Source organism: Gilliamella sp. Pra-s60, from assembly GCF_009795755.1.
Lineage (GTDB): Bacteria > Pseudomonadota > Gammaproteobacteria > Enterobacterales > Orbaceae > Gilliamella.
Map to the genome: position 1 here is coordinate 174,590 of NZ_WTFA01000001.1, position 23,805 is coordinate 198,394.

Consider the following 23,805-nt stretch of genomic DNA (forward strand, 5'->3'; position numbering starts at 1 on the left):
ACCGAGGTTAGGTTCAATGGTACAGATGAAGAAGAAATGGCATCAACTCTTAGAGAAGTCACTATCTCAATCAATGCATACGGTAAGAATGCGTACGATATGCTGTGCAAATTAACCGAATCAATGCGATTAACGGTGGTTTGGCAGAGGTTGAGGCGTCTAGGTATGGGATATCTAAAATGCTCGCAAATTCGAAGCTTGCCAACAACTATTGCAGGTGGCAAAGAACAGCGTGCACAAGTCGATCTTACATTTTCCATTAATCCGATCGTTAAGTCTCAATTGAGGCGTGGCGATACAGTAAAATTTAATTTAGAGAAGGGGTAATAATGAGTTTACCAATCAGTCAGGTGGTGGATGTAACTCTACCACAATCACCGCGGGGCGCACAAAAGCGTGATTTGAGTGTTGTTGCTATTTTCACTGATGAAATGTGCGACGAATTTACAAATCCAGATACTCGCTACGTCGTTGTTTCAGATGTTAACAGTGTAGCGTCTTTATTTGGTACTAATTCAGATGCGTATCGTGCTGCCGCTGCGTTATTTTCAGCACGACCAAAACCGAAAACTGCGTTAATTGCTAGATATATGAAAGAAAATTTCACATCATCAGCAATTAGTTCAAAAATCAATGGCTCAGCGTTAGCAGTTTCATATATTCAATTTAAAAATATTACCGACGGTTATCTGTCATTTTACTTCAATGATGTAAAAATCGATGTTAAAGAGCTGGATTTTTCGACTGTTTCAAGTATGCACGATGTAGCAAATGTCGTTAATGCAAAGCTAAATGATCTTGGTGTCAAATTCATTTATGACGCTGTCGGCAGTCGTTTTATCTTATCAGCAAACACTGATGGCAAGGGTGCTAATTTTGGTTATGTATTTGACGCGCAATTAGATGGTACTTATATCGGTAGCATGACTAACCTAATTGATGGAAGAAGTACGCTAATTAACGGTGAAGATGCGATCACTTACAATAAAGAAACACCTGCTGAGGCATTGAGCAAGTTACAAAACCAATACCAAAATTGGTACGGCGTTTATTTTGCCAACACAATTACTGACGCTGAATTAGTTGAAGCTCATGACTGGGTTGTCGCTCAGGGCGTCGAAAATGCAAAAGTCATGGCGTACACAGAAACCCGACCAGCCAACATTGAATATACTGATACAAACGTACTTAAAACGCTATCAAAACGTAATAGCGGTCGTTTAATGGTTCAGTATAACAATAAGGGCAATACACATGCCGCGGCTGAATTAATGGGCATTGCTTTGACAACGGTTTGGACGGGTGTAAACACGGCTAAAACGGTTAAATTCAAGCAAGAAGTTAGTGTCACATCAGACGATAAAATCACTATCAACGAAGCAACAAAATGCCGACGTTTGGGTATTAATTTTTATACTGATTATGCAGGTGTAAATATGCTAGCCGAGGGTGTTATGCTTGGTGGTACATTTATTGATGAAACAGTTGGTCTAGATGCTTTCATTAATGTGTCGCAAGTGCAAATGTTTAATACGTTGCAGGGTAATCCGTTTAAAATTTCGCAAACCGATAGAGGGCAAGAAATTTTACTTAGCGCAATGAAAATTCCGGGAGAACAGTTTATTAATAATGGGTTCTTGGGTTCTGGAAAATGGACGGGCGGAGATGTTGGCGAACTATCATACGGCGATCATATTAATGGTTACTATTTCTATTCTGATTCGTTCGACATGCAAGATACAGCAGATAGAGAGGCTCGTAAGATGATGCCTATCAACTGTGCGCTTAAACTTGCTGGTGCGGGTCATAGCGTCGATATCATTGTTCAATTTAATCGATAAGGATTTTATATGTCTAAATCATTTTCTTTAGAAGATGCCGTCTTGACTATCGACGGCACTGAAATTACTGGCTACGAGAATGCACAAGATGCTATTAGCATTGCACCAATCGGCGACGACGGTGATATCACATACGGCATTAACGGCAAGGGTGTTTTTGTTCATTCTTGTAATCGTGGCGCAACTGTTACTATTAAAACGTTACAGCATTCTGAAACTAACCAAAAATTAAATCAGTTACGTAATGCTCAAATTAACAACCCAACAACAGCGACGGGTAAATTAATTACGTACAAAGATTTACGCAACGGTGATGAGTTTTTACTAACGGGGTGCTGGTTTACAACACCTCCAACGCACGCACGGGGAACGTCTCACAACGGCGTAACATGGACATTTAAAGCAACTAAGGCAGAATTTGACATTAAAGGCGGTTTATAATGCAAAGCACAGATTTTACTATTGATGATGTAGTTTATACATTCACACAAGCAGATTTTTTCAAGTCAAATAAATACCTAAAAAAATTAACAGCCTTGCTCCAAGGCTGTTTTTCATTCGAGGGTAATAAATCAGGTTTTGATATTGGTCAACTAGCATCAAATATCGGCTCTGAACAATTTGCTGAAATAGAAAAGTTCATACTTGATTATGTTACTGCTGTAGATGAAAACGGTAAAAAAGTACTGTTTCAAAAACCGCAAGAGGCAGGTGAGTTTTTTAACACACATCGAAGTCATTACTATCAAGTCATTATTGAGGGGCTAAAATTCCATTTTTTGGGTTTTTTACCAAATGGCCTATTGTCCAATCTAAGTACGCTCAGCTTGGAGGAGATAGCTCAGAAAGCGATGTAGATTGGTTTGTGTGGGGCGTTATCGTAAATAAATACGCAACGCTCCACGAGCTTCGAACCGTGTATTCTCTTGATGATGTTATCGATATGCACAACGTAATAGCTGAAACTAAATTAGCAGAAAAGCAACAACAGCAAAGTGAGGCGCAATAATGTTTTTAGAAGAATTTTTGATAAAAATCGGTGTTGATGCCTCAAAAGCTGGTGAAATAACGAAAGTTGTTAATAATTTACAAGCTGGTGCAAATCAACTTGCAGATACCGCTAATAGCATACAAGAAGATGCAAACAAGGCTATTCGCGAGACAAAAAAATCAACGGCGGAAGCAGGTAAAGCAGCAAGTCAAACAAAATCGAAATTATTTTCATTGAAGATGATTTTGGTTGCGTTAGCTGCAACAGCTGTATTGTACGGTAAAAAATTGATTGGCGCTTTTAATAACGCAATCGATAAAGCCAAAGAGCTTGCCACAAAAAAAGGTGCTTTGTTCAGCATCTCACAAAAGGAGCTTAAACAAGCTGAGCTTTATAAAAGAGAAATGAGCAAGACTGGACTAGCTCTTGATAGCATAAAAACTAAGATTGCACTAAATCTTGCGCCTGCTTTGACTAATTTAATTGCTGGATTTCGTAACTGGTTAACAGTTAATAAGGAATTGATTGCTGACGGCATTACCAAAGTCATTAAAGCGGTCGGGATGGTTATTCAGATTGTTGTTAATTTTGTTAAATTTATTGACAAGATTGTGTCGGGAACGATTGGCTGGAAAAACGCTGTAATTGCCTTTGGTGTTGCGTGGGCTATTTTAAATAGGGCTTTTTTACTAAGCCCTATTGGCAAAATTATTCTTTTGATAACTGGCTTAATGTTATTGATTGATGATCTCATGGTCTACATGAACGGCGGTAAAAGCCTGTTTGGTGAGTACTGGCAACCATTTATCGACGGAGCCAAAGCAGCGTGGGAATTTGCAAAAACATTCTGGGAATTTCTCAAAGCATTGTGGACTGGCGATACTAAAAAAATAAAATCGTTATCTAAGAGTTTGTTTGATTCGATAGTAAGCGGTTTTAAATCGCTAATAGCTGGCATCAAGTCGTTACTGTCAAAAGCGTTCAAGAGCATACTAATGTTTTTTGGTATGTCTGAAAGCGAAGCAAGCAAGACGGTAGATAGAATCGGTAAGATTTTTAACTTTATTATCGATGTGATCACCTTTCCGTTTCGAATGTCATATAAATTCATCTGCCAAATAATGGACTGGCTAGGTATTGATGCTGGTGACGTTGTTAATGCCATTGGCGAGACGTTTAAAGCCATTTGGGGTCTTATTACAAGACCCTTTAAAGAGGCTTGGGATTTTATTAATAAATTATTTGACATATGGGAAGATGACACTACCACTACTACAGAAAAACTAGGCGAAACGCTTTGGGCTATTTGGGATTTTGTGACGTGGCCGTTTCGAGCTGCTTGGGACTTTGTTAAAGATTTATTTGGATCGTGGGTTGATGATGTCAGTGACACTACCAAGAAATTTGCTGAAACGTTTTTAAAAGTGCATGAGTCAATTACTGCACCGTTCAAGAAAGCAATGGATTGGATAAAAGATAAATTTTATGGATTTATTGATTCAGTTAAAAGTAAAGTTAAAGGGGCTTTATCGTGGATTGGGCTAGGTGGTGACGATGACGAGATAGAAGTTACAGCTAAGCGATTAACTAACACAAACATACAAGCAAAGCTAAGCACAGACGGAGCTAAAGCAGGAAGTCTTATACCAGCAAACAAAAACATCAATAATAACAATGCGGTAACTATCAATAACACGATGAACGTTACAACACCTCAAGAGGGTTTTGATAGCTTGAATAGCATTTCTAATAATGCTGCGAGACGTATAAACGATAATATACAAACAGCCTTGGGGTCTAACTAATGTTTCAATCTATATTAAATAAATCATCAAAAGATAGTGGTTTGATAATTACTGATAACACAGTATTTAGTCTCGATATCAATACTGTTGAGCAACACGCGTCAAAATTAAGGGTAACTGAAAATCCAATAGAAAACGGGGCTAATATTGCTGATCATGCGGTATTAGACCCTAAAGAAGTGACAGTGTACGGTTTAGTGGTCGGGTACGAAACTAATGCATTTTCATTTGATAATTTATTGGGTTTTAATTTTTCAGATTATCCGCTACCGATGCCGATTAAGACCGTGACAGCGCAGGCGGAAAATATGATAAATCGCTTTGCATCACATTTTAAAACTGGCGCAAAAGCTGTTAATCAAGTTGTGGCTGATTTTCTCCCCGACTATCAGTCTCCGCTGTTGAATAGTTTATCATCCGATCGTATTGCTGATGCTCATGAAAAATTGTTAGCTGTACAGCGAAGCGGTGAGCCTGTAATGCTACAAACAAACACACGGCAGTATAAAAACATGATACTTACGTCTGTTGGACTTACTCAAAAGCAAAACACAAGTGGTGAATTTGTATTAACGTTTCGCGAAATTTTCATAGTTGAGACACAAATCGCTAGTGGCCTGAGTGTACCAAAACCGAAAACAAGGAACCTTGGTAAAACTCAACCGCAAGAAGAACGATCGGGGCTAGATAATATTGTTAGAGGTTAAAATGTATGTCATACAAACAACAAGCGATGATGTGTTAGAACAATCATTTTCATTATACGATATGAACTTGCGGTTAACATTAAGATATAACGCAATATCAACTGGGTATCAATTTGATTTATTTGATATTGATAAAGATGAATATATCACGAAAAACAAAGGGCTGTCTGTCGGTAGCCCGTCATTAATTGAGTTCAATTTACCTTTCGTGTTGGTATTAGATGACAAATCAAGGCTTGGAATTAATGCAATATCTAAAGATGATCTTAATAATCGTATGCAATTATTAATAATGACTAAAGGTGAGTATCGTGAAGCAATTCGGGCGAGTTCTAGAACTTAAAATCGGTAATCGCAAAGAAAGCATTGTTATTAATAATTTGCGTGTCGCTTTTTCAATTAAAAAAACGCTAACATCAGAGCCAAACACTGGCGAAATATCAGTTTATAATCTCAATGATTCAAACCGCAATCTTATTACTAGTAAACAGTATCATTTTTTAGAATTATCAGTCTGCTATAAAGAAGATGTTTTGAGGTTGATATTCTGCGGTGATATTTTGACGGTAGAAAATAAACTGACAGGGCAGGACATCATCACAACAATGCGGTGCGGTGATGGTCACCGAGCTTATACCGAGAAAACCATTATTAAAACAATGCAAAAAGGGCAAAAAGATAGCGACTTTTTAAACGAAGCGGTCAATAGCTTTGGTGTCCAAAAAGGCGCTATTAATTTGCCAAATGATAGGGCTTTGCCTCGTGGTAAGGTGCTTATGTGTGACACACGCGAGGCTATGCATAAAATCGCTATTAACAATAACGCTGATTGGTCTATACAAGATGATCAGCTAGTTGTTATACCTAAAAATAAAGCGTTAGCTAATAATGAGGGTTGGGTAATATCTAGAAATACAGGGATGATAGGAAGCCCCAAAAAAACTAATGATGGGCTAGAAATTACAACGCTATGCAATCCGCATTATAGAATCGGTTCGCTTGTTCGTGTTGAGTCAAAGCTTTCGGAGTACAACGGCGATTATAAAGTCAAATCAATTGAACATAACGGCGACTTATACGGTACTAACTGGCACAGTAAATTGGTTTGTACAGGTGGAAAGTTTGAAAAAGTATAAAAACACGTCACGCTTAAAAATATTATTTATCAATTAGTTAAGTTTATATCATGCTCAACATTGATCTTAACCTGCTTCGGCGGGTTTTTTATTGTTCGGAGAAAAGATGACAGATTCACTATTTGAAGCGGTTGAAAATCAAATAAAACGCGCTCAATCGAATATATACACTGCGCTACCAGCTAAAGTTATTAGCTTTGACGGTCATACAGTTAGCTGTCAAGTGATGGTTAATCGAGTAATGTCAAACGGGCAAGAAATAACGATACCACCGTTGGTAGATGTCCCCACCCAATTTCCTCACGCCAGTGGATTTTGCATTACTGTACCGATAAAAGAGGGTGATGAGGGGCTTGTTATCTTTTCAAGCCGTTGTATAGATGGCTGGTTTGCATCAGGTAATGCGTCAAAACCATTGGATAACCGAATCAATGATCTTAGCGATGGATTTTTTATTGTTGGTTGCAATAGCGTGCCTAATAAAATACCTGATTTTTATCATGACGGCGTATCAATGCAAACCGACGACGGTTCAACGCATATCCGACTAACAAACGGAACAATCTATATAAAAGGCAATATTGAGCACGAGGGTAACACTGAGCAAATCGGTAGCTACAATCAAACAAGTGGAAATACAACAAGCTCGGGCACGATAACGGCAGAAGATGTTAAGACAAATAAAGGTATTGATTTAAATACTCACACGCACAAAGATGTAAAAAGTGGCAATGACAAAACTGGAGCACCGACATGATTGTAAGACAGCTTGATGATAATCAAGATTGGACGTTTGGGCACGGATTAGGTAACTATTTAGATAGTTCCGAGGCGATAGCGCAATGCGTAAAAACCAAGTTATTAGCACTAAAGCGTGATTGGTTTTTAAATCGTGAGGACGGAATAGCATGGTTTGATTATCTAACTAAAAATCCGAACACAAAACAGTTAGAAATTGATGTAAAAGCTGAGATTTTCAAGGTTGAGGGTGTGATCAATATCGATAGTTTCGATATTTTGTTAGATAGCGATACTCGACAATTTCTAATACAGATTAGTTATACAGATAAATTTAACAAAACCAACGAGGCATCATTTAATGTTACAGATAACAGATAAAGGCGTCGAAATTGATGACTTATACACTATTCAAAATCGATTGGTTAGCGCATTTAAATCTATTTACGGTGAGAATGTCAACCTTGATAGCGATACGCCAGATGGGCAATTATTGGGTTTATTCTCGCAAGAGCTTGCTAACATTCATCAAGCCGTTTCGTTTATTGTCCAGATGTTAGATCCGTATCAAGCGACTGGGCATTGGTTAGAACAGCGAGCGATGTACGCCGGAATAACACGAATTACAGCATCTTATTCCTATATTGATGAAGTTATTTTCACTGGCTCACCAAAAACTACAATACCGAACAATTCTATTTATATAGACAAGAACAAAAATAAATGGGTAACGACAGAATCGATAACGTTAAACGATCTGGGTAGCGCACGTGTTAAGTTCAGGTCGTTAGAACTCGGTAATTACACTGTTAACGCACTTGATGAGTTCACACCAAGCACAATTATTATTGGCGTTGATAAAGTCACAGCAAATACAAAAAGCTACGGCGGTGTTGATGAAGAAACTGACGCGCAATTATTAAAGCGTTTCATGCTATCCCATTCAATTAATAACTACGATGATCGCCAAGGCATTCAATCCGCATTAATGAATATAACAGGCGTGACTAAATGCGTTGTATATGAAAATTACACGAATAAAACCGATGAAAAAGGCGTGCCTGCTCACTCATTTAACGCAGTTATTCTCGGTGGTGCTGATGAAAAAATAGCAGAAGTGATCACTAAGAAAAAGATTGGTGGGTGTGGGTTATTTGGTCAAATTGAAACGTCTTATCTGTTAGATGATATACCGAGAAGAGTCTACTTTGACAGACCGAAAAAAATTGATGTTAACGTCGCTATGACAATTGGTCGTTATAAATCGTTTAACGATATCAATACCGAGCAAATCAAAAGCAACCTCAAAAGTCTTGATTTTGAAATTGGCGAGAATGTTTATGCATCGCGCATTATTTCGAGCATTAATTTAGTTGATGGCTTTTATATTAAAGAGTTAACAGTTAACGGCTCAAATATAGCAAATATCGGTTATCGAGAATATGCACAGATAAATAATGTAGAGGTGCTAATTGATGAGTAGAGAGAATTTTATCATTTGGCAGTATCGAACCAAGCCAAAGGCTTTGGGGACGATTAGAGCTATCTACGCAGAAACCGATAACACGTTTAAAAATGTTGTTCAAGTAGCAGATATTCTCAATATTGACGATGCGACGGGCTACGCGCTTGACTTAGTCGGTAAACATGTTGGCGTATCGAGGGTTTTGCCGAAAGCAATAGCGAAAGAATATTTTGGATGGTTAAAAGATAGTAGAGCTTTACCATTTAGTATCGGTGAATTTTATCGACATGGCGACGCACTACATGCATCAGTTGTTTTAAATGACAATGACTATCGTTTTTTTATCAAAGCACGCATAACCAAAAACTACCAAACTGGCGAAATATCAAACATTGTCAAATCAATTAAATTCATGATCGGCGAGCACGGAAACATCATTGATGCACAAGATATGACGATGAACGTGCTAGTAAATAACGATAAACTGAATTCATTAACGCTATATGCAATTAGCAAAATGGATATTTTAGTACGTCCGATAGGCGTTATGTATCGATATTTAGTTTTAGTCAATAACGAGCCGTTTGGCTTTGAGCATGATAAACATTCATGCGGGTTTAATTCAGGTAAATTCGTAAGGCTTCAAGAAATATAGGAATCAATTTATGAACATTCAAGAAAAACCAGATTATTTAATTTTTGCTGAGTCCGCAAAAAAAGGCGAAGTTTCGGACTTTCCAGATGTGAGTAGGGGGTGGGGGATAACTATTGAGCAAACAGGTTCAAAACCTCCAATGGAATGGATGAACGGTGCATTTAATCGTGTCGATAAAAACATGCTGTATTTATTACAGCAAGGAGTGCCAGAGTGGAACGAAAGCGTAAAATATCCCGCTAACGCAATTATCAAATATAATGGCGTTTTGTACACCGCGATAGTTGAAAATGATAACGCAAAACCATCAACAAATACAACTAAATGGACGACTGTAATTGAAAATAAATACCTTCCGGCCAATAAAATTAATAATAAAAAATACGAGGTAGCAATTGAAACAAACTTCAAACAGCGTCCCAAATTTAATGATAATGATATTCTATCTGTGAATGATTTTGGCGGAATGTTGAATGAAAATGGTTATCAAAAATTACCTAGCGGTCTAATTATTCAGTGGGGGGTCGCTAATAGTAGTTACATAAGAGGAGAAGTAATCCCTCCAGTCGCTTTCCCAAATAGAGTTTTATCAGTACATTTCACCGACACTAATTCAGAACAAGCGACAAACAGCACCTCAATTTCTTGGCGTTATGAGTCAACAACAGTTAATAGATTAACGTGGTCAGCAAATGAACCCCCTGGGCTTTTCTCATTCTTTGCGATCGGGTACTAATCATAGGTATATAATTAATTTAATATATTTTTTATTCCTTCAATAATTAATCGAGGGGGGATGGTATTAATTAATTCCCCCTGTTGTGAAAAAATTTGAATTGATTTATTTGATGTTTTAGGTGACCACGCGTACTCATTAAAATGTAAGTAGTTTTCTATTTTAAAATTCTTCGGTAGTGCAGATGAATTAAAGTATTGCCATTTTAATTTTTGAAATCGAACATCCCAAAAAAACAATCCATACAGCCCCACGATTTTTTTATTAAATGCACTTGCTAAATGAACAGCGGCAGTATCAACTGAAATAACTAGATCACAGTACTTGATAATTGGGATAACATCTAATATTGAATGAGATGAATATTTATGAATACCCACTGTATCCGGTATAGTATTTAACAAAGATTGCTCTCCAATTAATACAACTTCTAGATTGTTATAATCGGACTGCAGTGTTTTAGTTATATCAGCTAATTGTTCTAAAGACATATCTCGTTCTCTTAACGAGGCGAATGGATTGATAACTACTATTTTTTTATTATTTTTTCTTAAATTGTCAATATAATTTTTCCCTTTTTCATCTATCATTTTTGACACAAATGCATCATACTCAAGCGAGTCATTATTTAAATTAAAAACTGAGTCCATGATCGCTTTCATTTTCATAGTGATATGATTTTTAGGGTTATTATAATTAATTGATACATCAAAACTAAAAAAATTAGACTTATTGAATCCAACTAACCGTTTTGATCCTGTTAATATATTAAATAATATAGTTTTGGGTTCTAATTGTTCTCGTAAATCAATTGCTAAATCAAATTTTTCTTTTCGTATCAATAATATTTTTTTGAATAACTCAGTATAACTCCACCCCCAATTCCATATAAAAGTTTTATCGATATAAGGGTTGCTTTTAATAAATTCTATAGAGTCCTTTGTTGATATAACACTAACTTTATAGCCATTATTATGTAAATTTCTAATTAATGGAGTAGTGATAATCATATCGCCAATTCTATCTTGACGTAGTAAAAGTATTTTTTTTACTTTATTTAATTCTATTTTTTTTCTTATATTCCAGTCGAAAATCAATTTAATCAAAAATAATTGGCGTTTAAATTGGTTAAATTTTTTATCTTTGTTTTTTGATTTGTACAAATTTATCCCTGTTTTATTGTAAAGCCAACATCTAAATCCCATTTTATTTTCTCTTTTCTATTTCGTTGATATTTTTAATTAATTGGGTTAATCAGTAATTAACAATTTGGATAAATGAAATATTAACAAACACACTATCAATCTTCAACTTACAATACTCAACAGCGTCATGCGTATGTAAATTGGTAGTGTGTAGTTTATTGTTATCATGATAAGTTATGTGTGAATTTTTGAGATATTTTATGATGATTTATTTTTGATGTGAAATTAGGTAGGGGATCTCAGAAATGTTTGTGACATATTTGTGCCGTAAATAATGTAAAATAAACTAAAAAATAGTGAATAAATACACAGTAATTGGTTTGGCTAACCTCTTATCTAATTGATTTATAATAAATTAAAATTACGCTATAAAATAATACGTGTCACTCATAATCGATTGGTCACTGGTTCAAGTCCAGTAGGGGCCACCATTCTAAGTAAATATAATCAAAAGTTTACGCTTAAAAATCACACTATAAAAATCAGCAAACTTTATTAAGTGGCGGTAAAATGGCGGTTAGTTTTTTATGTTAGTTACAGAAAATTGATTGGGTCGTATTTTATAATGCAACCCATTTAAGCTTTATCTTGTATGTAATTGATAGTGGTTTTTTGGTGAAATAGGTATTTTTACTGTTGGATCTGGACAAGCACTGGGCACAATCGTTTCTGAGACAGATTGCAATACCGTAAATGAGTGACAGCAGTAAATATTTGTGCATTGTCGGTATTGCTTGCGAGTTAGTTCGCTTAACTCTTGGCTAGTTCGGATTACCGTTTTTGCTTTACAGTGTGGGCATTTCATCGCATCACGATAAGATCATGGTGAAATTGAGACACGTCGTCCGGGGTATTTATGTGCACGGGACAACCATTATATGGGACATATTAAAGGCATAGGAAAAATATACCAACAAACATTCATTGATACCTATTCCAGACTCGCTTTTGCTAAAGTCTATACTGAGAAAAACAGTCTGATTGCTGCTGATATGCTCAATGATAAAGTCCTTCCTTTCTTTGACAGCGAACAAGTCCCCCTTTTACGCATTCTTACAGACTGAGGTACGGAATATCATGTCATAAGGAGATCCATGCATGTGAACTTTATCTTAATCTAGAAGATATTGAACACACCAAGACCAAAGCCTACAGTCACAAACTAACGGCATTTGTGAGTGATTCCATAAGACGATGAAAACAAAATGTTATGATATTTTATTTCGACGTAAGATTTACACGCAATTGAGTGAAATACAAAACGATATTGAGCAATGGCTTGAGTTTTACAATCGAGAAAGAGCACACTCTGGAAAATATTGTTATGGGAAGACACCCTGGCAAACATGGAATGATGCAAAGGGGTTGGTTAAGGAAAAGCAATTGGAGAATTTATTTTGCTCATCGGACACGCATTTTGTTAAAATGAAAGCCGATGAGTAATAGGTGTTTGTCGGATTAAGTTTGAGCTACTATAAATAATAGAACAAAAACTAGACTCTAATGTTAAACAAAAAAGCAACAAAATTTCTAAAAGTTCACCTGAAAAAATTTTAAAAACCAGAGCTAAAGCCAAAAAAATAAAAGAAACATAATCTATGTCTACACACCTCCAACAACAGAAAAAGGGAAAAAAGCTAAAGAACGTGAGCAATACTTAAAAAATCATTTCGAATCTAAACTAAAAACAATAGGATGGGAAAGGATGAGCGGTAAATTAATATTTGCATATATCAATGTAAAAAAACAATTTTCAATTCATGTTGTCCATTATATTCGGCAAGATGAAAAATATATTCAAGGTATATATATAACGAATGGTGACAATGGGCAGTTTAGAACGTATCGAAAAGATCGAATAATTGCAAAATTTGATAATGAACTAGATGCTAATTTATATGATCTTGCCGACAATCTAGAACATGCCCTTGATGTTTTAGCATCAACTATCCCTAGTTCAAAAAACACATCAGCTTCACTTAATACATTTGACATTCACTTCACAGGCTTTAAACAAGCCGACAAACAACGCTTAATCAAACTGGCAGAAGAAAAAGAACTCACTGTACGCAAAAGTGTAACTTTGAACTTGCAATTACTCTGTGTTGGCTATAACGCAAGCATCAAAAAAATTGAAAAAGCACAAGGAATGGGAATTAGCATCATGAATGAAAGTGACTTCTTAAACTTTTTAGAAACTGGTGAGATATTGTTGGGGGAGTGATTGTGGAGCTGATTCTATGCAATTTCATTGATTTAAAAAAAGTACATATAAAAACAAATAAACATCAATAAGCATCAATAAACATCAATTTTAGTCGACAAGGATCCGAACTTGTAGTAATATAATTGTAACGGTACCCTGTCCTCTAATCTCTTATTAACGTACTTAATTGGGCGAAGAGTAATTATGGCAGGGTCTTCTTTTATCTGCATTAGGTAATTAAGCCCATTTTATTTATAAAGGTTTAGTTATGTCTTATTATGTAATTCCCAAAAAAGAGCCAAAACCCCACAAAACGTATCAACAACAAATCGATATACTGGTTAGCCGTGGGATGTTTATAAAAGATATCAAACGAGCTAAACGAAAATTATCTCATATTGGCTATTATCGCTTATCCGGTTATTGGTATATTGCAAGAAAAGAGGCGGCTAATTCTAATTCTAATCCTAACAAGCTTAACAAGCGTTTAGATGACTTTCAAGAAGGAACTATTTTTGAAGATTTTTATAACTTATATTTATTTGATAAGGATATTAGGTTACACCTTTTTTGTGGAATAGAACGAATCGAAAATTATCTTAAAGCTATTATTGCTTATGAACTAGGTAAAAGTAATCCTTGTGCACATTTAAACAAAAACTTTTTTAAGGTAGATAAACCAAAATATAACCATAAGTTTGTAGAGTATAGAAAAAAACTAGAAAGTAAGATCGTAAATAGTAAAGATGATTTTATTAAATGGAATGATGAAAACTATAAAAATATACCGATCTGGGTTGCAACAGAGATTTGGGATTTTGGTATGTTGTCTAATTTTTATCAGATATTAAAACATAACTATCAACAAAGTATTTGCACTCGACTTGGTATAATTGATAGTACTAAGCATTTAGAAAACTGCCTACATACATTAAATATTATTCGGAATAAATGTGCTCATAATTCTAGGTTATGGAACTATAGCGTTAAACCCCCAATATCACCAAGATTATTAAATAATCTAGAAATAGACTCACTACAAGATTATTCATTAACCCGCCTTAAAGCGGTTATTTTAGCTATTTGGAGTTTAACTACACGATTTAGTAAGAATTCAGATTGGCTAATTAAAATGGTTAAATTATTGGAGCAAAAACCGAATATTCCAAATGTGGACTATTATAATATGGGATTTTTTAATAACGACCTAAAAGTGTTATACCAATTGTTGGATAAGTATGACTGTACGCAAACAAACTAACGGCAAATGGCTATTCGAAAAATATCTCGAAGGTGGTCGTAGAGTTCGTAAGACCTTTGCGACCAAAGGCGAGGCGCTTAATCACCTACATTAACACCAAAGGCAAACGTAATCGAACCATTCCAATTAGTGACAAACTCTTTAACGAAATCCCCAAAAAGAATGGTAGCTTATTTACCCCCCTGTTACTCGGCGTTCCGCTCAGCAATCGATCGTGCAGGAATAGAATTACCCGATCGGCAACTAACCCACGTATTACGCCACACTTTTGCCAGCCATTTTATGATGAATGGTGGCAATATTTTAGTTTTACAAAAAATCCTCGGCCACACCGATATCAAAATGACCATGCGCTACGCACACTTTGCACCTGATCACTTTGAAGATGCGGTAAGGTTGAATCCATTAAATGACTAAGAGGAAATTGAATGAAATTATTAAATATATTAAAAAAAATTGAATTAGAAAATTATTATAAGAAAAATAAGCGTAAGCCAAAAATAAAACTTAATTTAAAACAAAGAACATTATCATTCATCATTCAACATCTATCGCTCGTAATAGCCATTATTTTATATGTGGTTGCAATAATAATATCATTAATAGATAAAGATTCTCTTTCACCATTTTGGTTATTATTAATATCTCTTTTATTGATTCATTTTAATTACTCTCAATTTATATATAAAAGTTTAAAAAAAGATATTAAAAGTTTTACTTTACCAATCAATCATTCAATTAATTTAAATGTGAAGGGTAATTACGTCATAGATAAAAAGTACTTAAAAGCTCTTATATCATTGGATATAGAACAATTGAAATTTGGTTATTTAGAATTAAATCATGCATATGAATGTCTAAAAAGAAGAATTAGCTTAGTGCTTGGACCACTAGATAAGATGGGGGTATTTCCTGGTATTATATCATTACTTGGTCTATTACCTCAGGTTAAGGCACTTTCTTGGCAATGGATTGAAGTAATTCCTTATTCGTATGGTGGGTTAATGATTTTAGGTTTGTTTTTTTATAACGATCTTGATAAGTATGAAAGAATGCTAGCTTTAATAAAATTAGCTATTGAACGTAAAGAAAAAGAAACTAATTAATTGGCGATAAAATGACGGTTGACTATATCCTTATATAGCTAAATGTGTCTATATATGTATTTCTAACCGCTTGATTTAATTATAAGTTATTGATTTTAATATAGCTTTAAAGAACTCATAATCGATTGGTCACTGGTTCAAGTCCAGTAGGGGCCACCATTAAATGTTTTATCACCTTTTATCACTTTTCATTTTAGTAAATAAAATCATTAAATTATGTAAAATAAAGTATGTTTATTGTTCATTTTCATTCGTGTTAATTTGGCTGTTATTACCAATTTTAGTAATATATTTCGTAATACAAATTATAGATAATAAAAATTGTATTACTAAAAGTGATGTGATATATGGCTAGAATAGTAAAACCATTAACTGATAAGCAAATTCAGTCATCTAAACCTCAAACTAAACAATACCAATTATCTGATGGTAATGGTTTTTTTATTAATAATGCCAACAGGTACTAAATTATGGCGTTTTAATTACATAAACCCTAATTCTCAAAAAAAAGAACCGCATTAGGTATTGGATCTTATCCTGAATTATCTTTAGTTATGGCAAGAGTTCCTGTTAAAAATTTAAAGAGACAGCAGATTATTGATTTCTTAAGGCCTCTTGAAGAATGTGGTAAATTAGACACCTTAAAACGTGTTGTATCCTTAATTAATCAAATACTGGATTTTGCTGTTGATTGTGGAGCACTTGAATATAACATTGTTTTAGAATCATGAAAGCCTTTACGGTGCATCAAGAACAACATTTAGCCACAATTTCATATAAAGAGTTACCTGAGTTTTTGGAAAAGCTCCCATCTAAACATACGTTAATTATTAATAATAAAAACCTACTTAACCTCTTGCAACTCACTAGCGCTACATTTAATTGTGATATGCAATCGATCGAATTGATCCATAGAATCGATTTCCCAGCAGCTTCTCATGATTGGGTTGATTTTTTTGATTAATTCTACTTCTTCATAGTTGTAACTGCAGCTAACCCAGCTACCTCCTTCGTCGTAAATGGTGTTTACGCTCCAAGTTGCTTGATGTTGTTTGCCATCAATAATACCGTCTTCGGGTTTTTGTTGGATCTTTTTTGCTGGGTTGTCGGAATAGACGCCAGCACCATCAAGCAATAGTAATTTATCTTTCTTTTCAGAAACCATCCAATCGTTAGGTAGGTTATCAATATTAAGATGAGAAGATTTAATTGTCACTGAGCTTGGGCAAGTTATTTCATCAGCTTGGGCTGAGGATAAAGTACTAACCCAAGCCAAAACAGCAATACTAAGAGTGATTATTTTATATTTCATGGGATAGATCCTGATAAAGTATTGAATGAGTAATTATGCCTATACTATTAATAACGTCAAGCGTGAAAGGGGACGTTCTGGTTTTTAAATGTATTGGAACTTATTAGTGGATATTTAATAGTGATAAAAAATGGTCAGGAAAGATATTGATTTTATTGAAGTTTTTATTTGACAATTTTTAGCCAAAATAATATCACCTTAAACAAGCCTAATGATCCCAGTACCCCAAAATGATGGCACTATTAATTGTTTGCTTTTGTTTAAAAAGAAAACATAAAAACTTCAATAAAATCAATATCTTTTCTGACGGTTTTTTATGAGCCTCAAATAGTTAGTTTAATTGGCTACTTGTTTAAAAAATGCACTTGATTTTTTCTTAAATCGGCGTTTATATATACAGTGATAAGCATTGGGCTTGTCGTTATTTAACTTGGAGGGTCTTAGAATGGTACACAAATTTGCTCCATATGGTAGTGATGTTTCGTCTGGCACTTATAAGTGCGCTGACTGTGGTTATATTTATTCAAACCAAAGTAAGAAATCGTTACCTCCTTGCCCTGATTATAATAAAAAGCCACATAGCAAAAATGGTTGGTATATTATGACTGGACAGGGTGACTCAGTTAAAGATCCTCATCCAGATAAAAAGTAATTTTACTCATTTAATGCAATTAAAGGCAGCCATTAGGTTGCCTTTTTTGTTTGTAGCGTCTGCCTTGATTTGAGGATACTTGGCATAGTTATGCATTAATATTTTTATATAACCACTTAATTAATTGTTGAATTTTTTCCCTTTGTGAGGCATTATTATTTAGATAAATACTCATATTAATATGATTCTAACAATAAAAAGAATATTAAATTAATAATAGGAAAGGTGAAATTTAAAATGCTCAGATCAATTTTTAGTACTCGTACCTCGCTTATAAGCTTTTTCATTTGTTATCTGCTTATGGTTATTTCGATATTGTCTTATTATTATTTAAGAAGTGATATTTGTGTTTATGTTGCTAATCTGTTTTTTTATTTAACGGCATTGATTGGAATAGTTTTTTTTATTTTGATGTTGGTAAAGCTGTTTACTGAACCAAAAACTCATAAATTAACTTCTTTTTCAGGATTGATTATTGGGGAGATATTTTGCATTTTTTGGTTTTATTTTGTTAGTCGTGGTTTTAATACTCTAAATTCTGGTTGGGACTATGTTATTGCATTTTTATATGTGAGTATATTCGCTTATTTAGGTCGCTTTGTATATGGCATACTATTTCTTGTTAAAATATTAATATGGTTTGTTTGTTCTAGTTTAGTACAAACAGATGATGCAGATTAAATATGCTTAAAAAACTTCAATAAAATCAATGTTTTTTCTGACTGATTTTTGTGTGTTAAAAATAGTTATTTTATTAATTTTTTGTTTAAAAGTTGCACTTTATTTTTCTTAAATCGGCGGTTATATATACAGTGATAAGTATTGAGTTTATCGTTATTTAACTATGTGAGAACTTATAATGGTATAAAAATTTGCTCATATGATAGAGATGTTTCGTCAGGCACTTATAAGTGCGCTGACTGTGGCTATATTTATTCAAACCAAAGTAAGAAATCATTACCTCCTTGCCCTGATTATAATAAAAAAACGCATAGCAAAAATGGTTGGTATATTATGATTCGGCAGGGTGATTCAGTTAAAGATCCGCATCCACATAAAAAGTAATTTTACTCATTTAATGCAATTAAAGGCAGCCATTAGGTTGCCTTTTTGGTTTGTGGCAATTAGCGGTTGCGGTGATTGCTTAACTTGTTAATTAATTGATGAATTTTCGGTTGTTGTGGTGCATGATGACCAAGTTAAATACACAGTGTTAATATGAATAAGGAGTGCTAATTGAAATTAGTAACAAAACAGATCTTCCAAAAGAAGCTCAACATTTATAACTTGCTTATCATCTTTGCTGTTTGTTACCCGCTTATGATTGTTTCGATATTTGTGTGTAAGTGGGCTTATTATCATTCATGGGAATATGGGTTTATTTTCAATTATATTACTTATCTGTTTATTGGTTTAGCGGCATTGATTGAAGCTATTTTATTTGTTTTGATGTTGATAAAATTGTTTACTGAACCCAATGCTCATACATTAACATCTTTTTTAGGACTAATTATCGGGGAGACGTTTTGCATTTGTTGGTATTATTTTATTGGTTATGGTTTTAATCTTCTTGAGTTTGGTTGGGATTACTTTATTGCCTTTTTATATGTGATTGCATTCCCTTTTTCTGGTTGTTTGGCATATGGTATGCTATTTATTGTTAAGGCATTAAGATGGCTGGTTTGCTTTGTGTTAAAAATGAACCCATAATACGACCTTAAACAAGTCCCATGAATCTCATAACATAAAATGATAACAGTATTAAAAGACTTGATTTTATTTTAAATTTAAATAAAAACTTGAATAAAATCAATAGTTTTTCTGACGGTTTTTTATTTAATTCAAGGAAAAAAATGAACAGATTTAACTTTTTAAAACAAAAAAATAACTTAACTACCTTTAGATTTATTTTATTTTCCATCATTACTTTAGGTATTTATAATGTAGTTTGGTTTTATAAACGTAATAAGCTAATTCAAAATACGCTTGGCGTAAAATAGTTAGCGATATTTATGTGATTATTTTAATTATTTTTAATGTGGATTTATTATTCGCCGATGTTATGTCAATGTTATATAAAAATAATCTTTTTGAAATAATAAGCAATATCTTATTTTTTGTTACTGCTATCATGTTTTCCATCTGGGCAAATTGTGCACGAAGTGTGTTAACTTATTATTGTTGGGGCGAATATAATATTAAACCCAAAACAAAATCAGTGTATGCGATTATTTTTGGTGTTTTTTACATAAACTATCTAATTAATTCGTTAGGTAAGATAAATAAACCTGATATCAGTAAATAGGCCAATTTGGCATAATTTGTTAGCCTATTTAAATAGTCGAACATTTATTATTAAATTGCTTTATAATGGATGCGGATAATTTATTTTTCGTTTATTTTAGGAAGCATTTCATGTCATTTGACTCTCTTGGTTTAGATACCGAGATTTTAAAAGCAATTCACGAACAGAACTACACAACACCAACTCCCATTCAACAACAAGCTATTCCGGTTATTTTATCAGGCAATGATCTGATGGCCAGTGCGCAAACTGGAACTGGAAAGACGGCTGGCTTTGGTTTGCCGATTTTGCAAAAACTGCTTGACCAACAAGTTCAAAATAACAATAAATCGGGTAACCCAAAAGGCAAACGTCCGTTATATGCCTTGATTTTAGCTCCAACGCGCGAACTGGCTGCTCAAATCGGCGAAAATATCCGCGATTATAGCCGTTATTTACCCATTCGTTCGTTAGTGGTATTTGGTGGCGTGAGTATTAATCCACAAATGATGAGGTTACGTGGTGGTGTTGATATTTTGATTGCAACACCAGGGCGATTGCTCGATTTAGTGCAGCAAAATGCGGTGGATCTTGCTACCGTTAAAATGCTGGTATTGGATGAAGCCGATCGTATGTTAGACATGGGCTTTATTCATGATATTCGTCGGGTGATCGCTAAGTTGCCTAAAAAACGTCAAAACTTGATGTTTTCAGCGACTTTTTCAAGCGAGATAAAAGCTTTGGCAGAAACAATTTTACATTCACCAAAATTGATTGAGGTTGCTAAAACCAATAGCGCTTCAGAGCAGATCACACAATATGTGCATCGGGTTGATAAACGTCGTAAGCGTGAGTTACTGTCTTATTTAATTGGTAAAAATCAGTGGCAACAAGTACTAATCTTTACTCGCACTAAATACGGCGCTAATCATTTGGCAGATCAATTAACCAAAGATGGCATTAAGGCTGCTGCAATTCATGGTAATAAAAGCCAAGGAGCTCGTACTAAAGCATTAGCGGATTTTAAAACAGGGCAAATCAGGGCGTTAGTGGCAACTGATATTGCTGCTCGTGGGCTTGATATTGAGTTATTGCCTTATGTTGTTAATTATGAATTACCACAAGTAGCTGAAGATTATGTGCATCGCATTGGTCGAACAGGGCGTGCGCAAAATCAAGGGCAAGCTATTTCGTTAGTTTGTGTTGATGAGCTTCCACAATTAAAAGCGATTGAAAAGCTGATTAAAAAGGCCATCCCAGAACTGATAACGCAAGGGTTTGAAGTCGATCCTAGAATAAAACCAGAGCCTGTTAAAAAATCCTCAGCAAGGCGTTCTTCCCCCAAAAGAGGAAGCTCAACGGCACACCGATCGTTGCAACCAAAACAAAATAATGTGAAATCAGCTAACAGACAGCATTACACAAGAAGTAAATAAACGAATATTTAATAGAAAAAAGAAGGAAATTATTATGGTTAATCGTAGCAGACGTTTACGAAAAAAATTACATATCGACGAGTTTAAAGAGTTAGGTTTTACAGTTAGTTGGTCGTTTGACGAAGGTACAACCGAAGAAACTTTAGATAATATTGTTGATCAATTTATTCTTGAAGCTATTCAACCCAATGGTTTGGCTTATGAGGGTAGTGGTTATTTAAATTGGCAAGGCATTATTTGTACTCAAAAACTTGGCAACTGTACTGATGAACATCGTGACATTGTCACAAAATGGCTTGAAAGTCAGGGTTTAAAAAATGTTAAAACCAGTCCACTTATCGATATTTGGTGGGATGAGTTAGATTTTTAATTTGCTAAGTAATCAATTGAAGTAAACTAGCCACTAACTGATGTGGCTATCTTTATTGGCTGAATTGGTTTTACTGACTGTTATTTAAAAAATGGATAAAGTCTGTCTTAAAGTAATGTAAGACAGTAAAAAGCAATAGCCACTAGAGTGGCTAATTATTCAATCCCTTGGCTACGCAAGTAATCTTCATAATTACCTGTGTAATCAATGACTTTTTCAGGTGTGATTTCAACAATGCGTGTTGCCAATGAACTAACAAATTCACGATCGTGTGAAACAAAAAATAGTGTGCCTTGATAAAGCTCTAATGCCATATTAAGTGATTCAATCGATTCCATATCTAAATGATTGGTTGGTTCATCCATAACAATAATATTGGGGCGCTGCATCATTAATTTACCAAATAACATACGGCCCTTTTCACCACCTGATAGCACTTTGACCTGTTTTTTTATGTCATCTTGCGAAAACAGCAATCGACCCAAAATACTACGTACGGCTTGCTCGTCATCGGTTGGCTGCTTCCATTGGCTCATCCAGTCAAATACGGTAAGGTCTCCGTCAAATTCATATTCATGATCTTGTGCGTAATAACCAATATTGGCGTTTTCAGACCATTTTATGTCGCCTTGTTCTGGTGTTAATTCCCCCATTAGGGTTTTTAATAATGTGGATTTACCAATACCGTTAGTCCCTAAAATAGCGACTTTTTCGCCCACTTCGACCATTAGATTTAAATTTTTAAATAGTGGACCATTATCAAAACCTTTGGTCAGGTTTTCAACAACAAGCGCATTACGGAATAGTTTTTTATCTTGCTCAAAACGAATAAATGGATTTTGACGGCTAGAGGCCTTGACTTCTTCTAATTTGATTTTTTCAATTTGCCTTGCTCGCGATGTTGCTTGTTTTGATTTAGAGGCATTGGCACTAAAGCGGCTAACAAAGGATTGTAGTTCACTAATTTGTGCTTTCTTTTTGGCGTTATCTGCTAATAAGCGCTCTCTTGCTTGGGTTGATGCTGTCATATAATCATCATAGTTACCAGGATAGATGCGAAGCTCGCCATAATCCATATCGGCCATATGCGTGCAGACCATATTTAAAAAATGGCGGTCATGCGAAATGATGATCATGGTACTTTCACGTTGATTTAGGGTGTCTTCTAACCAGCGGATTGTATCAATATCTAAGTTATTGGTTGGTTCATCAAGCAATAATATATCAGGATTTGAAAATAGGGCTTGTGCCAATAATACACGCAGTTTCCAACCAGGGGCAACTTCGCTCATTAAACCATAGTGTTGTTCAATTGGAATACCAACGCCTAATAATAATTCACCTGCGCGTGCTTCGGCGCTATAGCCATCCATTTCGGCGTATTGAGTTTCTAAATCAGCCACTTTAAAGCCGTCTTCTTCGCTCATTTCAGGAAGAGAGTAGATGCGATCACGTTCCTGTTTGATTTGCCATAATTCGGTATGTCCCATAATTACCGTATCAAGTACCGTGAACTCTTCAAAAGCAAATTGGTCTTGGCGTAATTTACCTAGTCTTTCATGCGGATCTAAAGCCACATTGCCAGAGGTTGGGGCTAAATCACCACCAATAATTTTCATAAAAGTCGATTTACCACTGCCATTGGCGCCAATTAAACCATAACGATTGCCATTACCAAATTTAACAGAGATATTTTCAAATAATGGCTTACTGCCAAATTGCATTGTGATGTTATTTGTACTTAACACTAGAATTTACTCTCTTTAACATGCATTCCACTCACAAGTAATAATTAGCCTTTGAGCGAAATCGCGGAAATATGAATTGGCGCACATTATGCCATAATAAAACCTGTTTGAGGATCTTTGATTTGTTGCTGATGTTTATGGTGGTAATTTT

Annotated in this window: 28 protein-coding genes and 2 pseudogenes; 26 read left to right on the forward strand and 4 right to left on the reverse strand. The window is 34.7% G+C overall.

Translation table 11 applies throughout. The annotated features are described in order from the left end of the window. The first annotated feature begins 36 nt into the window (after positions 1 to 36). The 14 genes from GQ596_RS00945 to GQ596_RS01005 all read left to right on the forward strand — a co-directional run bounded on the left by GQ596_RS00945 (position 37) and on the right by GQ596_RS01005 (position 10,074). Complete coding sequence (locus tag GQ596_RS00945; RefSeq protein WP_160399822.1) at positions 37 to 327, forward strand: hypothetical protein; 291 nt, start codon at positions 37 to 39, stop codon at positions 325 to 327. A 2-nt stretch (positions 328 to 329) separates the two neighbouring features. Then, positions 330 to 1,841 (forward strand): DUF3383 domain-containing protein, encoded by a 1,512-nt coding sequence (locus tag GQ596_RS00950; protein ID WP_160399823.1) that lies wholly within the window; start codon positions 330 to 332, stop codon positions 1,839 to 1,841. Positions 1,842 to 1,850: 9 nt separating this feature from the next. After that, positions 1,851 to 2,282, forward strand: coding sequence for a phage protein (locus GQ596_RS00955; RefSeq protein ID WP_065590540.1), 432 nt, complete (start codon positions 1,851 to 1,853; stop codon positions 2,280 to 2,282). Then, positions 2,282 to 2,698 carry a phage tail assembly chaperone gene (locus tag GQ596_RS00960; protein ID WP_160399824.1) on the forward strand — a complete coding sequence of 139 codons (417 nt, stop codon included), beginning with the start codon at positions 2,282 to 2,284 and terminating at the stop codon, positions 2,696 to 2,698. Before GQ596_RS00955 ends, GQ596_RS00960 begins: the two co-directional genes overlap by 1 nt. A gap of 8 nt (positions 2,699 to 2,706) precedes the next feature. Continuing rightward, on the forward strand, positions 2,707 to 2,850 hold the full coding sequence (locus tag GQ596_RS11070) for a hypothetical protein (RefSeq protein WP_174798400.1): 144 nt from the start codon (positions 2,707 to 2,709) through the stop codon (positions 2,848 to 2,850). Next, complete coding sequence (locus GQ596_RS00965; RefSeq protein ID WP_160399825.1) at positions 2,850 to 4,637, forward strand: hypothetical protein; 1,788 nt, start codon at positions 2,850 to 2,852, stop codon at positions 4,635 to 4,637. The genes GQ596_RS11070 and GQ596_RS00965 overlap by 1 nt, the downstream gene beginning before the upstream one ends. Next, positions 4,637 to 5,344 carry a phage baseplate protein gene (locus tag GQ596_RS00970; protein WP_160399826.1) on the forward strand — a complete coding sequence of 236 codons (708 nt, stop codon included), beginning with the start codon at positions 4,637 to 4,639 and terminating at the stop codon, positions 5,342 to 5,344. The genes GQ596_RS00965 and GQ596_RS00970 overlap by 1 nt, the downstream gene beginning before the upstream one ends. Before the next feature lies 1 nt (position 5,345). Beyond that, complete coding sequence (locus tag GQ596_RS00975; RefSeq protein WP_160399827.1) at positions 5,346 to 5,687, forward strand: hypothetical protein; 342 nt, start codon at positions 5,346 to 5,348, stop codon at positions 5,685 to 5,687. Continuing rightward, positions 5,656 to 6,480 carry a hypothetical protein gene (locus GQ596_RS00980; RefSeq protein WP_160399828.1) on the forward strand — a complete coding sequence of 275 codons (825 nt, stop codon included), beginning with the start codon at positions 5,656 to 5,658 and terminating at the stop codon, positions 6,478 to 6,480. The genes GQ596_RS00975 and GQ596_RS00980 overlap by 32 nt, the downstream gene beginning before the upstream one ends. A gap of 106 nt (positions 6,481 to 6,586) precedes the next feature. Next, entirely contained in the window at positions 6,587 to 7,237 is a 651-nt protein-coding gene (locus tag GQ596_RS00985; protein WP_160399829.1) for a Gp138 family membrane-puncturing spike protein, read from the forward strand. Then, positions 7,234 to 7,599, forward strand: a complete 366-nt coding sequence (locus GQ596_RS00990) for a hypothetical protein (RefSeq protein WP_160399830.1) — start codon at positions 7,234 to 7,236, stop codon at positions 7,597 to 7,599. Before GQ596_RS00985 ends, GQ596_RS00990 begins: the two co-directional genes overlap by 4 nt. Next, positions 7,580 to 8,701 carry a baseplate J/gp47 family protein gene (locus GQ596_RS00995; RefSeq protein ID WP_160399831.1) on the forward strand — a complete coding sequence of 374 codons (1,122 nt, stop codon included), beginning with the start codon at positions 7,580 to 7,582 and terminating at the stop codon, positions 8,699 to 8,701. The genes GQ596_RS00990 and GQ596_RS00995 overlap by 20 nt, the downstream gene beginning before the upstream one ends. Next, on the forward strand, positions 8,694 to 9,338 hold the full coding sequence (locus GQ596_RS01000) for a DUF2612 domain-containing protein (RefSeq protein ID WP_160399832.1): 645 nt from the start codon (positions 8,694 to 8,696) through the stop codon (positions 9,336 to 9,338). Before GQ596_RS00995 ends, GQ596_RS01000 begins: the two co-directional genes overlap by 8 nt. Before the next feature lie 10 nt (positions 9,339 to 9,348). Continuing rightward, positions 9,349 to 10,074, forward strand: a complete 726-nt coding sequence (locus tag GQ596_RS01005; RefSeq protein WP_160399833.1) for a hypothetical protein — start codon at positions 9,349 to 9,351, stop codon at positions 10,072 to 10,074. A gap of 14 nt (positions 10,075 to 10,088) precedes the next feature. Here GQ596_RS01005 and GQ596_RS01010 read toward each other — a convergent pair whose 3' ends face one another. Both GQ596_RS01010 and GQ596_RS01015 read right to left on the reverse strand, forming a co-directional pair. Further along, entirely contained in the window at positions 10,089 to 11,279 is a 1,191-nt protein-coding gene (locus GQ596_RS01010) for a glycosyltransferase family 9 protein (RefSeq protein ID WP_160399834.1), read from the reverse strand. A 583-nt stretch (positions 11,280 to 11,862) separates the two neighbouring features. Beyond that, positions 11,863 to 12,084 carry an ogr/Delta-like zinc finger family protein gene (locus tag GQ596_RS01015; protein ID WP_160399835.1) on the reverse strand — a complete coding sequence of 74 codons (222 nt, stop codon included), beginning with the start codon at positions 12,082 to 12,084 and terminating at the stop codon, positions 11,863 to 11,865. Between the two features lie 19 nt (positions 12,085 to 12,103). On the opposite strand from GQ596_RS01015, the pseudogene GQ596_RS11085 reads away from it, so the two are divergent. The 6 genes and pseudogenes from GQ596_RS11085 to GQ596_RS01050 all read left to right on the forward strand — a co-directional run. Continuing rightward, positions 12,104 to 12,722 (forward strand): annotated as a pseudogene (locus GQ596_RS11085) (integrase core domain-containing protein); the annotation flags it as partial. Positions 12,723 to 12,984: 262 nt separating this feature from the next. Continuing rightward, the gene (locus GQ596_RS01025) at positions 12,985 to 13,503 is read left to right on the forward strand and encodes a BRCT domain-containing protein (protein ID WP_160399837.1); all 519 of its coding nucleotides are present in this window, start codon (positions 12,985 to 12,987) and stop codon (positions 13,501 to 13,503) included. A 250-nt stretch (positions 13,504 to 13,753) separates the two neighbouring features. Next, positions 13,754 to 14,746, forward strand: a complete 993-nt coding sequence (locus tag GQ596_RS01030; RefSeq protein WP_160399838.1) for an Abi family protein — start codon at positions 13,754 to 13,756, stop codon at positions 14,744 to 14,746. Positions 14,747 to 14,826: 80 nt separating this feature from the next. Next, positions 14,827 to 15,163, forward strand: a pseudogene (locus tag GQ596_RS11090) (tyrosine-type recombinase/integrase); the annotation flags it as partial. An 11-nt stretch (positions 15,164 to 15,174) separates the two neighbouring features. Continuing rightward, the gene (locus GQ596_RS01045; RefSeq protein ID WP_160399839.1) at positions 15,175 to 15,852 is read left to right on the forward strand and encodes a hypothetical protein; all 678 of its coding nucleotides are present in this window, start codon (positions 15,175 to 15,177) and stop codon (positions 15,850 to 15,852) included. Between the two features lie 554 nt (positions 15,853 to 16,406). Next, a complete protein-coding gene (locus GQ596_RS01050) occupies positions 16,407 to 16,583 on the forward strand; it encodes a hypothetical protein (RefSeq protein WP_160399840.1) in 177 nt (58 codons plus the stop codon). Between the two features lie 113 nt (positions 16,584 to 16,696). On the opposite strand, the gene GQ596_RS01055 is transcribed toward GQ596_RS01050, so the two are convergent. Next, positions 16,697 to 17,164 (reverse strand): STY0301 family protein, encoded by a 468-nt coding sequence (locus tag GQ596_RS01055; protein ID WP_160399841.1) that lies wholly within the window; start codon positions 17,162 to 17,164, stop codon positions 16,697 to 16,699. A 445-nt stretch (positions 17,165 to 17,609) separates the two neighbouring features. Between GQ596_RS01055 and GQ596_RS01060 the strand changes: the two genes are divergently transcribed. The 6 genes from GQ596_RS01060 (at position 17,610) to GQ596_RS01085 (ending at position 21,906) form a co-directional block, all read left to right on the forward strand. Further along, a complete protein-coding gene (locus GQ596_RS01060; RefSeq protein ID WP_160399842.1) occupies positions 17,610 to 17,816 on the forward strand; it encodes a hypothetical protein in 207 nt (68 codons plus the stop codon). Positions 17,817 to 18,053: 237 nt separating this feature from the next. Then, a complete protein-coding gene (locus GQ596_RS01065) occupies positions 18,054 to 18,497 on the forward strand; it encodes a hypothetical protein (RefSeq protein ID WP_160399843.1) in 444 nt (147 codons plus the stop codon). A 555-nt stretch (positions 18,498 to 19,052) separates the two neighbouring features. Further along, entirely contained in the window at positions 19,053 to 19,526 is a 474-nt protein-coding gene (locus GQ596_RS01070; protein ID WP_160399844.1) for a hypothetical protein, read from the forward strand. Positions 19,527 to 19,615: 89 nt separating this feature from the next. Next, positions 19,616 to 19,816, forward strand: coding sequence for a DUF4234 domain-containing protein (locus tag GQ596_RS11215; RefSeq protein WP_370516472.1), 201 nt, complete (start codon positions 19,616 to 19,618; stop codon positions 19,814 to 19,816). 415 nt (positions 19,817 to 20,231) lie between these two features. Next, positions 20,232 to 21,536, forward strand: coding sequence for a DEAD/DEAH box helicase (locus GQ596_RS01080; protein WP_160399846.1), 1,305 nt, complete (start codon positions 20,232 to 20,234; stop codon positions 21,534 to 21,536). 31 nt (positions 21,537 to 21,567) lie between these two features. Continuing rightward, positions 21,568 to 21,906: a YggL family protein gene (locus GQ596_RS01085; RefSeq protein ID WP_160399953.1), complete on the forward strand. Its 339-nt coding sequence runs from the start codon at positions 21,568 to 21,570 to the stop codon at positions 21,904 to 21,906. Between the two features lie 155 nt (positions 21,907 to 22,061). Here GQ596_RS01085 and GQ596_RS01090 read toward each other — a convergent pair whose 3' ends face one another. After that, the gene (locus GQ596_RS01090; protein WP_160399847.1) at positions 22,062 to 23,654 is read right to left on the reverse strand and encodes an ABC-F family ATPase; all 1,593 of its coding nucleotides are present in this window, start codon (positions 23,652 to 23,654) and stop codon (positions 22,062 to 22,064) included. Positions 23,655 to 23,805 lie beyond the last annotated feature (151 nt).